The organism is Pseudomonas savastanoi, assembly GCF_020917325.1.
Lineage (GTDB): Bacteria > Pseudomonadota > Gammaproteobacteria > Pseudomonadales > Pseudomonadaceae > Aquipseudomonas > Aquipseudomonas amygdali.
Genome location: NZ_CP076652.1, coordinates 4337323 through 4352263 on the forward strand (window position 1 = coordinate 4337323; position 14941 = coordinate 4352263).

The window sequence follows — 14941 nt, forward strand, 5'->3', positions numbered from 1 at the left end:
TGCACAAGCCTCTTCACCGGGCAGTGAAGAGGCGTGCGATGCCCTTACAGCTCGGGATCTTCCGCACCTGCATAGATTTCCGAGTCTTTATAAACGTCATGCATGTGGCGCACCAGCACCATGATCACCGCAGCGACCGGCAACGCCAGCAGAATGCCGGTGAAGCCGAACAGCTCGCCACCCGCCAGAATCGCGAAGATCACCGCCACCGGGTGCAGACCGATGCGATCCCCTACCAGCAATGGCGTGAGCACCATCCCTTCGAGGGCCTGACCGATCATGAATACGGCAACGATGCCCATCATCGGGTACAGGTCACCACCAAACTGGAACAACCCGGCGACCAGTGCCGAGCCAATGCCGATCACAAAGCCCATATAAGGCACGATGGCAGCCAGACCGGCGATCACCCCGATCAACAGGCCCAGTTCCAGCCCGACCAGCATCAGACCGGCCGCGTAGATCACCCCGAGACCGACCATGACCAGCAACTGCCCGCGTATGAACGCGCCCAGCACCTCGTGGCACTCGCCCGCCAGCTTGACGATTTGACCTTCACGCTGACGTGGCAGCAGACCGCGGATCTTGCCGGTCATGATGTCCCAGTCACGCAACAGGTAGAAACACACCACCGGAATCAGCACCAGATTGGTCAGCCAGCCGATCAGCGCCAGGCTCGACGCCGTAGCCTGGGACAGCACCACAGAGACGATATCCCCGGCCTGCCCCATGTGTTCGGAGATGGCTGCCTTGATCTTGTCGAACTTCCAGAACCCGTCTGCCAGCCCGAACTTGGCCTGCACCCACGGCAACGCCGAGTGTTGCAGCCAGTCGAGGATCTGCGGGGCCAGCTCATAGAGACGAAACAACTGCTTGGCCAGCATCGGCACCAGCACCAGCAGCAAAGCCATCAGCACCAGCGTGAACAGACCGAACACCGCCACCACGCTCAAGGTTCTGGACAGCCCGGCGCGCTCCAGACGATCCACCAGCGGATCGCCCATGTAGGCCAGCAGCAGCGCTACCAGAAAAGGGGTGAGGATCGTGTGCAACAGCACCACGAATGCGACCAGCAAGGCCAGGCCGCCGATCCAGAACCAACGCCGTGTATCAGTCATCAACATCCCTCAACCCAATGGAAAAGCGCTTTGCCGGATTACCAGCGGAAATAAAGCTGTGGCGCGGACGCCGGAACAATCATCGGTGCGGACGCAGGTGCCGGAACAGCAGCAGCTCCATTGGCTGGCGCAACCGGCGCAGTCGCATCGACAGGCGCAGCAGGCGGCGTTGCGGCAGCGGCTGCCTCGGCTGCGGGCACTTCCTGCAATTTGGCCAGCGACAACTGCGAGCGTAGCTGATCGGTGCTGCCACTGACCTCAAACACCACTTTATCGCCGTCGACAGAACTCAGACGCACGCCGAACGGATCAAGTAACTGAAGCAGTTGTGCATAGCGCTCCAGTGTCATGCCCTGAACCTGCACCAACAGGCCCGTCGAGGCACCGGGCTTGGCGACAAAACGTGGGGCCAGACGCTGGCTGACCGACAGCAGCACCGCATCGGCCAACGCTTCGGAACTAGCCGCGGTCGCGGTGCCCTGCTCGCGCTGATCGCCCAGCCACAAGCGCCATTTGCCCTGCCACTGGCCTGCGTCTTCCTTGGCGTGCACCGCCAGTATCGCGTCGGCACCGTAACGCTCGGAAGCTTCCTTGAGCGGCGCGGCATCAGTGCCTTCCAGTGTCTTGGCGTTACCGATGCCCTGCTCGCTCAAATCCGCCAGCGGCAGACGCAGCGGTAAGCCACGGTGTTGCGCAGCGCGGCGTAGCGGTTCGGCGGCAGCCTGACCGTCACCGACCAGATTCGAGCCTTCCACCGAGTCGTTCAGCCACCAGCCGAGGATCGACGGGCGATTGCTGCCCCAGATCGACAGGCCGGCATCACGCAACGCACGGTCTGTGGTCGCCGGATCGAAGTCCACCAGCAGGGTTTCCGGCGGACCGGCCTCATAGCCGTACTGGCTGATGATTTGTTGCGGATCTTTGCGCAGCGCGGCGATGGCCGAACCCTGCGCGGCCTTGGCGTCACCGGTCAGGCGCAGCACCAGCGTTTCGACCGCGGCCTGGGTGGCCCGTGTGCGCTCATCGGGCGACTGACCAGCAACCGGCTCGCGGACCTGATAAAGGTTGCTGACCGTTTCGGCAAGACTGGGGAGGCTGATCAGGGACAGACAGCCGACTAGAAGAACTCTGGAAAAACGCATGGACAGTTCCCGAACGGAAAAAAGTAAAAAGAAGCTGTTTCAGGAGGTGTACAAGTCTGGGACAGCCTTGAACCACCAATCATTCAATTTGCGCATAAAGTACACCTTAAACGGCGGCACTCGCACTGACGGGAGGCGCCGGATCAGGTTTATTTGGCGCAACACCGCCCTGTTGTCGGCGCAAGGATGGCCCCTGGGGAGCAAGCCTGATAAAATCGCGCGCCTTCGCAGACCGGCAATCGCCACGGCCCAACATTACCACCGCATGACAGCGCGGTGCTGAACGGGTCCCAACGCAGCGGTCGATACCTCCGAATCCCCCCTAAAGGCCTGGATTTTCTATGAGCAAGCAACCCTCCCTGAGCTATAAAGACGCCGGTGTAGACATCGACGCCGGTGAAGCATTGGTCGAACGCATCAAGAGCGTCGCCAAGCGCACCAAGCGTCCGGAAGTCATGGGCGGCCTGGGAGGCTTCGGCGCCCTCTGCGAAATCCCGGCCGGCTACAAGCAACCGGTCCTGGTTTCCGGCACCGACGGCGTGGGCACCAAGCTGCGTCTGGCCCTGAACCTGAACAAGCACGACACCATCGGCATCGATCTGGTCGCCATGTGCGTCAATGACCTGGTGGTCTGCGGTGCAGAGCCGCTGTTCTTCCTCGATTACTACGCCACCGGCAAGCTGAACGTCGACACCGCTGCTCAGGTCGTCACCGGCATCGGTGCTGGCTGCGAACTGGCTGGCTGCTCGCTGGTCGGCGGCGAAACCGCTGAAATGCCGGGCATGTACGAAGGCGAAGACTACGATCTGGCTGGCTTCTGCGTCGGCGTCGTGGAAAAGGCCGAGATCATCGACGGTTCGAAAGTCGCTGCCGGTGATGCCCTGCTCGCCCTGCCATCGTCCGGCCCGCACTCCAACGGTTATTCGCTGATCCGCAAGATCATCGAAGTGGCCGGTGCCGATATCGAAAGCATTCAGCTGGACGGCAAGCCATTGACCGAGCTGCTGATGGCGCCCACCCGCATCTACGTCAAGCCGCTGCTCAAGCTGATCAAGGAAACCGGCGCGGTCAAGGCCATGGCCCACATCACCGGTGGCGGCCTGCTCGACAACATCCCGCGTGTTCTGCCGCAAGGCGCTCAGGCCGTTGTCGACGTCGCCAGCTGGCAGCGTCCGGCCGTTTTCGACTGGCTGCAGCAGCAAGGCAACGTCGCTGAAAACGAAATGCACCGCGTGCTGAACTGCGGCGTCGGCATGGTTATCTGCGTTGCTCAGGAACACGTTGAAGCCGCGCTGAAGGTTCTGCGCGAAGCTGGCGAGCAGCCATGGGTGATCGGTCAGATCGCCACCGCTGCCGAAGGTGCAGCACAAGTCGAGCTGAAAAACCTCAAGGCGCATTGATGCCAGCCACCTGCGATGTCGTGGTGCTGCTGTCCGGCACCGGCGGCAACCTGCAAGCGATGATCGACAGTTTCAAGGACGGGTCCAGCCCGGTCCGCATCCGCGCGGTGATTTCCAACCGCGCAGATGCGTTCGGCCTGCAACGCGCCAGGGACGCAGGCATCGAAGCCTGCGTGCTGGATCACACTGCCTATGAAGGCCGTGAAGCCTTCGATGCAGCACTGATCGAACTGATCGACACTTTCCAGCCACAGTTGGTGGTACTGGCCGGGTTCATGCGCATTCTCAGCGCAGGCTTCGTGCGCCACTTCCATGGCCGCCTTCTGAATATTCACCCTTCCCTGCTGCCACGGTATAAAGGCTTGCACACGCACAAGCGTGCGCTGGAAGCTGGTGACACCGAGCATGGCTGCAGCGTGCATTTCGTCACCGAGGAACTCGATGGCGGCCCACTGGTCGTACAGGCAGTTATTTCGGTACAGTTGCACGACACACCCACAACGCTCGCGCAACGGGTTCATGTTCAAGAGCACCGTATTTACCCACTGGCCATTCGCTGGTTTGCCGAGGGCCGACTGAGCCTTGGTGAACAAGGTGCGTTACTGGATAGCCAGTTACTCCCGGCCAGCGGCCATCTGATTCGACATTAGGAGATATTATGCGTCGCGCTCTGCTCTTCGCTTTCGCTCTGCTCGCATTGCCTGCCGTACAGGCCGCAGAACTTCAACCCTTCTCCGCCAGCTACACCGCCGACTGGAAACAGCTGCCCATGAGCGGCACGGCTGAACGCAGCCTGGAAGCCGGTGCCAATGGCACCTGGACCCTGAGCTTCAAGGCCTCGATGATGATTGCCAGCCTGACTGAAGTCAGCACGCTGAAGGTCGACAAGGAAACCTTGCTGCCACAGACCTACAGCTTCGAGCGCAGCGGCCTGGGCAAATCCAAGAAGGTGGATCTGGCGTTCGACTGGAACACCAAGTTCGTCACCGGCACCGACCGTGGCGATGCGATCAAGCTGCCGCTCAACCGTGGCATCCTCGACAAGTCCACGTATCAGCTGGCGTTGCAACACGACATCGCTGATGGCAAGAAGAGCATGAGCTACCAGGTGGTCGACGGTGATGAAGTAGACACCTACGACTTCCGCGTACTAGGCTCGGAAAAGGTTACCACCAAGACTGGCCAGGTCGATGCGATCAAGGTCGAGCGCGTACGTGACCCGACACAAAGCAAGCGCACCACCGTGCTGTGGTTCGCCAAGGACTGGGATTACCTGCTCGTGCGCCTGCAACAGGTCGAAACCGACGGCAAGGAATACAACATCGTGCTGCTCGACGGCACCGTGAACGGCAAGGCTGTCAAAGGCAGCTGATTGCCCTGACCGACCCGTAGCACCGAGCCCCGCTTATTAGCGGGGCTTTTTATTGGCTGCAAACAAGAGGACGCAGAGCGTCCAGAACGGCATGCCGACGCAGAGCGTCGCACGATAGTGGCGGTGCTCTCCAGGACACCTAGCGCGCCCTACACTCCGCGTGGGAATGCCGACGCCGAACCTCGCGCAATAAGGACACCTATCGTTCCCTACGCTCCGCGTGGGAATGCCGTTCTTGACGCTCCGCGTCATCTTTCTGCACCACTAAAGGCACATGAAAAATCCTTCACTTTGCCGCTTTCACGCTACAGGCCTCGCCATGCAAGGGCTGTAGGCGAACGACCATTTTTTGATCGCTCGGGAACCTGAACAGGCTATTTACTTAGGGAGCTAACAAATTCTATAAAAGAGTCCTGCGACACATCGCCGCAGTATCCAGAGGCCTAACCACTCAGGCCATCAAAGTCAGGAGCTTACTACTATGACTGTCAGAGTTACTGAACGCGACGACGCCCACCTCTCTCACGAAGCCGTTGCCGACGGCATCCAGATCTGGGACGTACATCAACAGGACCAACTTGTAGGCATGTTTCACGTAGAGTCCGATGCTCTACGCTACAAGGAAGAGCTGGAAGCACTGGAAAGCCAAGGCAACCACTAAGCAACTTCCCTGAACCAGAAAACCCCAGAACAATAAACGACAAAACCCGCTGAATGCGGGTTTTGTTTTGACCGGTCAGCGAGTTACCACATCAGGTCGTCAGGCACCTGATACGCAGCGTACGGATCGTCGGCATCCGGCGCTTCGGTCGGAGTGTTGAGCAACACGATACGGCGCGGGTCGCGCTCCTGGATCTTCAGCGCAGCCTCACGCGGAATGATCTCGTAACCGCCGCCGTGGTGAACGATGGCCAGAGAACCGCTGCTGAGCTTGTTGCGCACCAGCGCGTTGACCGAGATCCGCTTGACCTTCTTGTCGTCAACGAAGTTGTAGTAATCCTCGGTAATCAGCTTGGGCAGACGCGACACTTCGATCAGTTGTTTGACCTGAGCGGCGCGGGCCTTCTGCTCGACCTTCTCCTGCTGCTGGCGGTTGAGCTCCTGGTCACGCTTGGCCTTCTCGGCCATGGCTTCCTGAGCCGCACGTTTTTGCGAGTCGTCGGCCTGAGCCTGACCCTTGTGCACCAGACGCTGCTCTTTCTGCTTTTCTTTGCCGACCTGCTTGGCCTGCTTTTGGTTGACCAGACCTGCCTTGAGCAACTGATCGCGAAGGGAAAGGCTCATTGTCTACTCACTTATACCGTTACCGCACGCTCAGCCGCAGCCGGGCGTGCTCTTTTCCTGACGTTTGGCTTCGCCCCACAATGCGTCCATTTCTTCGAGCGTGCACGATTCGATAGGACGCTGGATGTGGCGCAATGCCTGTTCAATGAATCGGAAGCGTCTGTCGAACTTGCTATTAGCCGAGCGTAGCGCAGTTTCCGGGTCGACTTTAAGGTGCCGGGCCAGGTTGACGACGCTGAACAGCAAATCGCCGACTTCCTCGGCAATGCCTTCGGCGTCATTGTCGACCATGGCTTCAAGAATTTCATCGAGTTCTTCACGCACCTTGTCGACCACCGGCAACGCTGCAGGCCAGTCGAAGCCGACCTGCGAAGCACGCTTCTGCAGTTTGGCGGCACGACTCAACGCAGGCAAGGCCACCGGCACGTCATCGAGCAACGACAACTGCTCGGGCGCGCCAGACTTTTCGGCACGCTCCTCGGCCTTGATTTCGTCCCAACGCAGGTTGACCTGCTCGTCGGTCAGGCGCGGCGTTTCTGCCGGCGCATACAGCTCGCCAGTCGGAAACACGTGCGGATGGCGACGCAGCAACTTGCGGGTAATGCCGTCGATGACGTCGTCGAATTCAAACCGGCCTTCTTCCTTGGCCAACTGAGCATAGAAGACCACCTGAAACAGCAGGTCTCCCAGCTCACCCTTCAGATGGTCGAGGTCGCCCTGCTCGATAGCATCGGCCACCTCGTAGGCTTCTTCCAGCGTATGCGGCACGATGCTGGCGTAGGTCTGCTTCAGATCCCACGGGCAACCAGACTGCGGATCACGCAGCCGGGCCATGAGGTTCAGCAGGTCTTGAACTGTATGCATGGGGCTCCCTGTGAGCGCAGGCAACGCTTATGGCGTCCTGTTCCTGCGAGTTTCAATGATGTTCGGCAACTGGGAAATACGCCCCAGCAACCGTCCCAGCGCGTCCAGACCCGGAATCTCGATGGTCAGCGACATGAGCGCTGTGTTGTCTTCCTTGTTCGAACGGGTGTTGACCGCCAGTACGTTGATGCGCTCGTTGAGCAGCACCTGGGTGACGTCGCGCAGCAGGCCGGAACGGTCGTAGGCGCGGATGATGATGTCCACCGGGTACGTGAGCACCGGCACCGGCCCCCAGCTGACCTGAATGATCCGCTCGGGCTCGCGACCGCCCAGTTGCAGCACCGAAGCGCAATCCTGACGGTGAATGCTGACGCCACGGCCTTGAGTGATGTAACCGACAATTGCATCGCCCGGCAGCGGCTGGCAGCAACCGGCCATCTGTGTCATCAGGTTGCCGACGCCCTGAATCTGAATATCGCCACGCTTGCCAGGCTTGTAGCCCGTAGCCTTGCGCGGGATCAGTTCCAGCTGTTCATTGACGCGATCAGGTTCCACCTGCTGCTGAGCCAGATTGACCAGCTGCGCCAGACGCAGATCACCCGCGCCCAGGGCGGCAAACATGTCGTCGGCGGTCTTGTGGTTGGCCTTGTCCGCCAGCTTGTCGAAGTCGACCTGTGGCAATGCCAGGCGCGCCAGTTCACGCTCGATAAGGGTTTTACCGGCAGCCACGTTCTGGTCGCGGGCCTGCAATTTGAACCAGTGAACAATCTTCGCCCGCGCCCGCGAGGTGGTGATGTAACCCAGGTTGGAGTTCAGCCAGTCGCGGCTCGGCGTACCGTGCTTGCTGGTGATGATCTCGACCTGCTCGCCGGTCTGCAGGCTGTAGTTGAGCGGTACGATGCGGCCGTTGATCTTCGCACCACGGCAGTTATGGCCGATTTCGGTGTGCACCCGATAGGCAAAGTCCAACGGTGTCGCGCCCTTGGGCAGGTCGATGGCGTGGCCGTCAGGGGTGAAGACGTAGACGCGGTCAGGCTCGATATCAACCCGCAGCTGATCTGCCAGGCCACCGATGTCACCCAGCTCTTCATGCCACTCAAGCACCTGACGCAGCCAGGAAATTTTCTCTTCGTAATGATTGGAGCCGGATTTGACGTCGGTGCCTTTATAGCGCCAGTGCGCGCAAACGCCCAGTTCGGCCTCTTCGTGCATGGCGTGGGTGCGGATCTGCACTTCCAGCACCTTGCCTTCCGGCCCGATGACCGCTGTGTGCAGCGAGCGATAGCCATTTTCCTTGGGGTTGGCGATGTAATCGTCGAACTCTTTGGGAATATGCCGCCACAAGGTGTGCACAATGCCCAGCGCGGTATAGCAATCGCGCATTTCCGGGACCAGCACACGCAGCGCACGCACGTCATAGATCTGGCTGAATGCCAGGCCTTTGCGCTGCATTTTGCGCCAGATGGAATAAATATGCTTGGCTCGGCCACTGATGTCAGCCGTCACGCCGGTGGCTTGCAGTTCATTGTCGAGCTGGGACATGACGTCGCTGATGAAGCGCTCGCGGTCCAGCCGGCGCTCGTGCAGCAGCTTGGCGATCTGCTTGTACTGATCAGGCTCCAGGTAGCGGAAAGACAGGTCTTCCAGCTCCCACTTGATATGCCCGATACCCAGACGGTGGGCCAGCGGCGCGTAGATGTCGAAGACTTCCCGGGCCACACGGTTGCGTTTCTCGTCGTCGGCGTTCTTTACCGCACGAATCGCGCAGGTGCGCTCGGCCAGTTTGATCAACGCAACGCGAACGTCGTCGACCATCGCCACGAGCATCTTGCGCAGGTTTTCAACCTGCGCCTGACTGCCCAGCACCAGAGATTGACGAGGGCTGAGACTGGCGCTGATTGCGGCCATGCGCAGCACGCCGTCGATCAGCTTGGCAACCGTCGCGCCGAAACGCTGCTCGACCTCCGGCAAAGGGATGACGCCTTCGCGCACGCCGCGGTAAATGACCGCCGCAACCAGCGAGTCCTGATCCAGCTTGAGGTCAGCCAGGATCTCCGCGATTTCCAGACCGGTCTGGAAACTGGAGGTGCCCTCTGCCCAGTGATTCTTGTGGACCTTGTCGTTCTGCTCGGCTTGCCGGGCGAATTCACAGGCCTGTTTCATGACTTCCCGGTCCAGGACCAGGTCGACGCTGACAATATGATCGAGCCACGCGTCGAGATTGATACTGCCGTCTGTGTTTATCGGCTGGTTCGCTCTCACCTGTACCATGCTGCTTACCTTCCCTACGGCGCGATGAATAGCGCCATCAGTCGCCAGCCTTCTGAGCGAATGCCACTTGCCGGGCAAGCAAGGACCGGCATTCGCGGGCCAGTCGGATTAAATGAGGTTCCTTGTCAGCAGCGACCTCGATCCAATGAACGCTGCTCACTTACTCATTTCAAATAAAGCCATCGCCTCGACATGCGCCGTCTGTGGAAACATATCGAGGATTCCGGCACGTTTTAATCGGTAGCCCTGACTGATCAGTTCGACCGTGTCACGAGCCAAAGTTGCCGGGTTGCATGAAACATAAAGCAGTCGCCGGGCACCCGTTTTTCTGATCTGGCGAACCACTTCAAAGGCCCCGTCACGCGGTGGGTCCAAGAGTACCGCAGAAAACCCTTCCGCCGCCCAGTCGGCGTGTGTCAGCGGCTGGGAAAGATCCGCCTGAAAAAACTGCACATTGTGCAGATCATTACTCATTGCGTTGACGGCTGCACGCTCGACCATGGTCGCAACGCCTTCGACCGCCACCACCTCCTTCGCCAGGCCCGCCAGCGGCAAGGCAAAATTGCCCAGACCACAAAACAGGTCCATTACCCGTTCATCTTTGGCAGGTGCCAGCCATTGCAGAGCCTGCTCGATCATCGCGGTGTTAACCGCCGCATTGACCTGAATGAAATCTCCCGGTCGCCAGGCCAGTTGCAGGTTCCACGGCTCCAGCCGGTAACCCAGCGTATCGCCGGGGCTGGCCGGTTGGGGCTCGCCCTCGCCGTGCAGCCACAGCTGCGCGCCGTGCTTGGAGCAAAACGCCTGCAACAACGTCAGGTCGGCCTCGGCAAGCGGCGCGGTGTGGCGCAACAACACGGCAGTCGCAACCCCACTGAACAACTCGACGTGACCCAGCGCCTGCGGTTTGCTGAAGTTTTTCAGCATGCCAGGCAACTCATTCATGATGGGTTGCAAGGCCTGTACCAGCACCGGACAGTGTTCGATGCTGACGATGTCCTGACTGGCGGCTGCGCGGAACCCCACGTCTAGCCTTTTGGCCTTGGCATCCCAGCGAACCGCGACCCGCGCGCGTCGGCGATAGGCCAGTTCGGCACCGCTTAACGGCGCAGCCCATTCATCCGGCACCACGTTCGCCACCCGCAACAGTTGCTCGGCAAGCATGCGCTGTTTCAGGGCAAGCTGTTCTTCGTGGGGCACATGCTGAACACTGCAGCCGCCGCAGCGACCGAAATACTCACAGGCCGGAGCGCGACGCATGGTGCTGGCGGTGAAGACCCGCTCGGTGCGCGCCTCGACGACCTTGCCGCGCGCATTGAGCACGCGCGCCTCGACCTCCTCGCCCGCCAGACTGCCGGCGACAAACCAGGTCTTGCCGTCGAGAAAAGCGATACCGCGACCGTCATCGGACAGGCGCTCGATAGTCAGCCGCTGTTTTTTACCGGCAGGAATCTGCACGGTCTTGACGCCGCCCGTGGGCTGAAAGCGCAGACCTCGTTCATGCTTGGCCATCAGTTGGGCGAATCGTAGACGCCGGTCGACAGGTAACGGTCGCCTCGGTCACAGATGATCGCCACAATCACGGCGTTTTCGACTTCCTGGGAAATACGCAACGCCCCGGCGACCGAGCCACCGGACGACACGCCACAGAAGATGCCTTCTTCGCGCGCCAGTCGGCGCATGGTGTCTTCGGCCTCGGTCTGGCTCATGTCGATAATGCGATCGACGCGGTCCGACTGGTAAATCTTCGGCAGGTATTCGTGCGGCCAGCGGCGAATGCCGGGGATCGAAGCACCCTCCATCGGTTGCAGACCGACGATCTGCACCTCGGGATTCTGCTCCTTGAGGTAGCGCGAGGTGCCCATGATGGTGCCGGTGGTGCCCATCGAGCTGACGAAATGGGTGATGGTGCCCGCCGTCTGCTGCCAGATTTCCGGACCGGTGGACGTATAGTGCGCCTCGGGGTTGTCGCCATTGGCGAATTGATCGAGCACCTTGCCGCGGCCTTCGGCCTGCATGCGCTCGGCCAGATCACGGGCACCTTCCATGCCCTCGTCCTTGCTGACCGAAATCAGCTCGGCACCGTATGCGGTCATTGCGGCCTTGCGTTCGGCACTGGAGTTGTCCGGCATGATCAGAATCATCCGGTAACCCTTTATCGCTGCGGCCATGGCCAGCGCGATCCCGGTATTGCCGGAGGTGGCTTCGATCAGCGTGTCACCCGGATGGATCTGGCCGCGCAACTCGGCACGGGTGATCATCGACAGGGCCGGACGGTCTTTTACCGAGCCAGCGGGGTTATTACCTTCAAGCTTCAACAGGAGGGTATTGCTGGTATTACCCGCCATGCGTTGCAGACGCACCAGCGGAGTGTTGCCGACGCAATCGGCAATGGTTTGATACTGCAGGGTCATGGCGTCTTCGCAATCCAGACTGCGGGGGGTGCCTATCATAACGGCAAACGGCCAAAGCCCATATCACGCAAAGTGCGCTGCTTATTCCCAAAAAGAATAAACACTGATTTTTCCACTGCGCCCCCGTCCTGCACAGAGAGTTAGGTGCCCATGCTGACGGTAAATGGCTAAACTCAACCCCTTGTGCCGATACAGCCAGGCAGCCGATGCCTGTTATCGACGGACTGATACGTGTTGCCGGAGAACGAGCGTGCTGACCAAGCTGGGTATAAAAGGCCGTGTGCTGCTACTGACTATTTTGCCTGCCAGCCTGATGGCCGCAATGCTCGGTGGTTATTTCACCTGGATGCAGTTGAGCGAACTGCAAAGCCAGTTGCTGCAGCGCGGCGAAATGATCGCTCAGGACCTGGCGCCATTGGCCGCCAACGCATTGGGTCGCAAGGACAAGGTCCTGCTGAGCCGCATCGCGACCCAGACCCTGGAGCAGACCGACGTGCGCGCCGTATCGTTTCTCGATGCCGATCGCACGCCACTGGCCCATGCCGGGCCGACCATGATCAGCCCGTCGCCGATCGGCAGCGGCTCGCAGTTGCTCAATTCGACCGGCACCGACGCGACGCGTTATTTGCTCCCGGTATTCGGCAATCAACGCCACCTGACCAGCCCGATCATTCCGGCCGAAGCCGACACCCTGCTGGGCTGGGTCGAACTTGAAATATCCCATAACGGCACGCTGTTGCGCGGCTATCGAAGCCTGTTTGCCAGCCTGCTGCTGATCCTGACCGGGCTGGCCTGCACCGCGACTCTTGCAGTACGCATGAGCCGCACCATCAACGGGCCGATGAGCCAGATCAAACAGGCAGTGTCGCAGCTCAAAGACGGCAATCTCGAAACCCGCCTGCCGCCGCTGGGCAGTCGGGAACTGGACGAGCTGGCCTCTGGCATCAATCGCATGGCGGCGACCTTGCAGAACGCGCAGGAAGAACTGCAACTGAGCATCGATCAGGCGACCGAGGATGTACGGCAGAATCTGGAAACCATCGAGATCCAGAACATCGAGCTGGACCTGGCGCGCAAGGAAGCCCTTGAAGCAAGCCGGATCAAGTCCGAATTCCTGGCCAACATGAGCCACGAAATCCGCACGCCGCTCAATGGCATTCTGGGTTTCACCCATTTGCTGCAAAAAAGCGAGCTCACGCCGCGCCAGTTCGACTACCTGGGCACCATCGAGAAGTCGGCCGACAACCTGTTGAGCATCATCAACGAGATTCTCGACTTTTCGAAAATCGAGGCTGGCAAGCTGGTGCTCGATAACATCCCGTTCAACCTGCGCGACCTGTTGCAGGACACCTTGACCATCCTCGCCCCGGCGGCGCACGCCAAACAGCTGGAACTGGTCAGTCTGGTGTATCGCGATACGCCACTGGCGCTGTCCGGCGACCCGCTGCGCCTGCGGCAGATTCTGACCAACCTGGTCAGCAACGCGATCAAATTCACCCGCGAAGGCACCATCGTCGCCCGCGCCATGCTTGAAGACGAAACCGAAGAGCACGCGCAATTGCGCATCAGCGTGCAGGACACCGGCATCGGCCTGTCCAGTCAGGATGTGCGGGCGCTGTTCCAGGCGTTCAGCCAGGCCGACAACTCGCTCTCCCGCCAGCCGGGCGGCACGGGTCTGGGCCTGGTGATTTCCAAGCGCCTTATCGAACAGATGGGCGGCGAAATCGGTGTCGACAGCACGCCGGGCGAAGGTTCGGAATTCTGGATCAGCCTGAAACTGCCCAAGGCCCGCGAAGACAAGGAAGAATCGTTCAATATTCCGCTGGGAGGGCTACGCGCAGCAGTGCTTGAACACCATGACCTGGCGCGGCAGGCGCTGGAGCATCAGCTGGAAGACTGCGGCCTGCAAACCATCGTGTTCAACAACCTGGAAAACCTGCTCAACGGGGTGACGGCGGCGCACGAGACCCCGTTGGCTATAGATCTGGCGGTGCTCGGCGTGACGGCGCTGGAAATTTCCCCGGAACGGCTGCGCCAGCACATCTGGGACCTGGAAAACCTCAACTGCAAAGTCATGGTGCTGTGCCCAACCACCGAACATGCGCTGTTCCAGTTGGCGGTCCACGATGTCTATACCCAGTTACAAGCCAAACCCGCCTGCACCCGCAAACTGCAAAAAGCGCTGTCCGAACTGATCGCGCCGCGGGCGATCCGCGCCGACGTTGGCCCGCCGTTGTCGAGCCGCGCGCCGCGGGTGCTGTGCGTGGATGACAACCCGGCCAACCTGCTGCTGGTGCAGACCCTGCTCGAAGACATGGGCGCAGAAGTCGTGGCCGTCGAGGGCGGCTATGCAGCGGTCAATGCGGTGCAGCAGGAAGCGTTCGATCTGGTGTTGATGGACGTGCAGATGCCCGGTATGGACGGGCGTCAGGCCACCGAGGCGATTCGTGCCTGGGAAGCCGAACGCAACCAGAGCTCTCTGCCTATCGTGGCGCTTACCGCCCATGCGATGGCCAATGAAAAACGTTCGCTGCTGCAAAGTGGCATGGATGACTACCTGACCAAACCGATCAGCGAGCGACAGCTGGCGCAGGTGGTCCTCAAGTGGACGGGGCTGGCACTGCGCAACCCTGCGCCAGAACGCCAGAACGAAGCACCTGAAGGGCACGTCGGGCCGCTGGTGCTCGATCATGAAGAAGGGCTGCGCCTGGCTGCGGGCAAGGCGGATCTAGCCGCCGACATGCTGGCCATGCTGCTGGCCTCGCTGGCCGCCGACCGCGAGGCCATCCGTGTGGCGCGGGCCAACCAGGATATACAGGCGCTGATCGAACGCATTCACCGTCTGCACGGCGCAACGCGCTACTGCGGCGTCCCGCAGCTGCGCACCGCCTGTCAACGCGCTGAAACCCTGCTCAAGCAGAACGCCGCGCACACCGAAGAAGCTCTGGACGATCTGGACAAAGCCATCATTCGCCTGGAATCCGAGGCGCGGGTGACAGCGTAATGGTAACGCTCGCTCCTCACACGTCAGCGCAGCAATGCCGTTGTGGGTGCCCTGAGTCCGGTCCTGAAGGCG

12 protein-coding genes are annotated in these 14941 nt (G+C 60.6%); 5 read left to right on the forward strand and 7 right to left on the reverse strand.

Annotation, left to right across the window (positions count from 1 at the left end):
* Window positions 1–44 precede the first annotated feature (44 nt).
* Together KP808_RS18345 and KP808_RS18350 are read right to left on the reverse strand one after the other, a co-directional pair.
* Window positions 45–1118, reverse strand: coding sequence for an AI-2E family transporter (locus KP808_RS18345; RefSeq protein WP_002554608.1), 1074 nt, complete (start codon window positions 1116–1118; stop codon window positions 45–47).
* Window positions 1119–1156: 38 nt separating this feature from the next.
* A complete protein-coding gene (locus KP808_RS18350) occupies window positions 1157–2260 on the reverse strand; it encodes a DUF2066 domain-containing protein (RefSeq protein ID WP_219169832.1) in 1104 nt (367 codons plus the stop codon).
* 341 nt (window positions 2261–2601) lie between these two features.
* Here KP808_RS18350 and purM point away from each other — a divergent pair, with 341 nt between their 5' ends.
* The 4 genes from purM to KP808_RS18370 all read left to right on the forward strand — a co-directional run bounded on the left by purM (window position 2602) and on the right by KP808_RS18370 (window position 5693).
* Window positions 2602–3660, forward strand: a complete 1059-nt coding sequence (gene purM / locus KP808_RS18355) for a phosphoribosylformylglycinamidine cyclo-ligase (protein WP_002554610.1) — start codon at window positions 2602–2604, stop codon at window positions 3658–3660.
* Window positions 3660–4310 (forward strand): phosphoribosylglycinamide formyltransferase, encoded by a 651-nt coding sequence (gene purN / locus KP808_RS18360; RefSeq protein WP_058400184.1) that lies wholly within the window; start codon window positions 3660–3662, stop codon window positions 4308–4310. Before purM ends, purN begins: the two co-directional genes overlap by 1 nt.
* 8 nt (window positions 4311–4318) lie before the next feature.
* Complete coding sequence (locus tag KP808_RS18365) at window positions 4319–5032, forward strand: DUF3108 domain-containing protein (RefSeq protein ID WP_002554612.1); 714 nt, start codon at window positions 4319–4321, stop codon at window positions 5030–5032.
* A 481-nt stretch (window positions 5033–5513) separates the two neighbouring features.
* The gene (locus KP808_RS18370) at window positions 5514–5693 is read left to right on the forward strand and encodes a hypothetical protein (protein ID WP_002554613.1); all 180 of its coding nucleotides are present in this window, start codon (window positions 5514–5516) and stop codon (window positions 5691–5693) included.
* A gap of 83 nt (window positions 5694–5776) precedes the next feature.
* Here the strand turns inward: KP808_RS18370 and KP808_RS18375 are convergent, their stop codons facing one another.
* The 5 genes from KP808_RS18375 to cysM form a co-directional block, all read right to left on the reverse strand.
* Window positions 5777–6316: a DUF2058 domain-containing protein gene (locus KP808_RS18375; RefSeq protein ID WP_005755227.1), complete on the reverse strand. Its 540-nt coding sequence runs from the start codon at window positions 6314–6316 to the stop codon at window positions 5777–5779.
* A gap of 30 nt (window positions 6317–6346) precedes the next feature.
* Complete coding sequence (mazG, locus tag KP808_RS18380; protein WP_230016623.1) at window positions 6347–7180, reverse strand: nucleoside triphosphate pyrophosphohydrolase; 834 nt, start codon at window positions 7178–7180, stop codon at window positions 6347–6349.
* Between the two features lie 27 nt (window positions 7181–7207).
* A complete protein-coding gene (gene relA / locus KP808_RS18385) occupies window positions 7208–9451 on the reverse strand; it encodes a GTP diphosphokinase (RefSeq protein ID WP_058400182.1) in 2244 nt (747 codons plus the stop codon).
* A 156-nt stretch (window positions 9452–9607) separates the two neighbouring features.
* On the reverse strand, window positions 9608–10963 hold the full coding sequence (gene rlmD / locus KP808_RS18390) for a 23S rRNA (uracil(1939)-C(5))-methyltransferase RlmD (RefSeq protein WP_122322345.1): 1356 nt from the start codon (window positions 10961–10963) through the stop codon (window positions 9608–9610).
* A complete protein-coding gene (gene cysM, locus KP808_RS18395; RefSeq protein ID WP_058408418.1) occupies window positions 10963–11865 on the reverse strand; it encodes a cysteine synthase CysM in 903 nt (300 codons plus the stop codon). Before cysM ends, rlmD begins: the two co-directional genes overlap by 1 nt.
* A 250-nt stretch (window positions 11866–12115) precedes the next feature.
* Here cysM and KP808_RS18400 point away from each other — a divergent pair, with 250 nt between their 5' ends.
* On the forward strand, window positions 12116–14869 hold the full coding sequence (locus KP808_RS18400) for a response regulator (protein WP_230016624.1): 2754 nt from the start codon (window positions 12116–12118) through the stop codon (window positions 14867–14869).
* The last annotated feature ends 72 nt before the right edge of the window (window positions 14870–14941 follow it).

What these genes read in the sequence shown, in the direction of transcription:
- KP808_RS18345 (WP_002554608.1), bottom strand. Translation starts at nt 1,118, where the DNA reads ATGACTGATACACGGCGTTGGTTCTGGATCGGCGGCCTGGCCTTGCTG.
- KP808_RS18350 (WP_219169832.1), bottom strand. Translation starts at nt 2,260, where the DNA reads ATGCGTTTTTCCAGAGTTCTTCTAGTCGGCTGTCTGTCCCTGATCAGC.
- purM (WP_002554610.1), top strand. Translation starts at nt 2,602, where the DNA reads ATGAGCAAGCAACCCTCCCTGAGCTATAAAGACGCCGGTGTAGACATC.
- purN (WP_058400184.1), top strand. Translation starts at nt 3,660, where the DNA reads ATGCCAGCCACCTGCGATGTCGTGGTGCTGCTGTCCGGCACCGGCGGC.
- KP808_RS18365 (WP_002554612.1), top strand. Translation starts at nt 4,319, where the DNA reads ATGCGTCGCGCTCTGCTCTTCGCTTTCGCTCTGCTCGCATTGCCTGCC.
- KP808_RS18370 (WP_002554613.1), top strand. Translation starts at nt 5,514, where the DNA reads ATGACTGTCAGAGTTACTGAACGCGACGACGCCCACCTCTCTCACGAA.
- KP808_RS18375 (WP_005755227.1), bottom strand. Translation starts at nt 6,316, where the DNA reads ATGAGCCTTTCCCTTCGCGATCAGTTGCTCAAGGCAGGTCTGGTCAAC.
- mazG (WP_230016623.1), bottom strand. Translation starts at nt 7,180, where the DNA reads ATGCATACAGTTCAAGACCTGCTGAACCTCATGGCCCGGCTGCGTGAT.
- relA (WP_058400182.1), bottom strand. Translation starts at nt 9,451, where the DNA reads ATGGTACAGGTGAGAGCGAACCAGCCGATAAACACAGACGGCAGTATC.
- rlmD (WP_122322345.1), bottom strand. Translation starts at nt 10,963, where the DNA reads ATGGCCAAGCATGAACGAGGTCTGCGCTTTCAGCCCACGGGCGGCGTC.
- cysM (WP_058408418.1), bottom strand. Translation starts at nt 11,865, where the DNA reads ATGACCCTGCAGTATCAAACCATTGCCGATTGCGTCGGCAACACTCCG.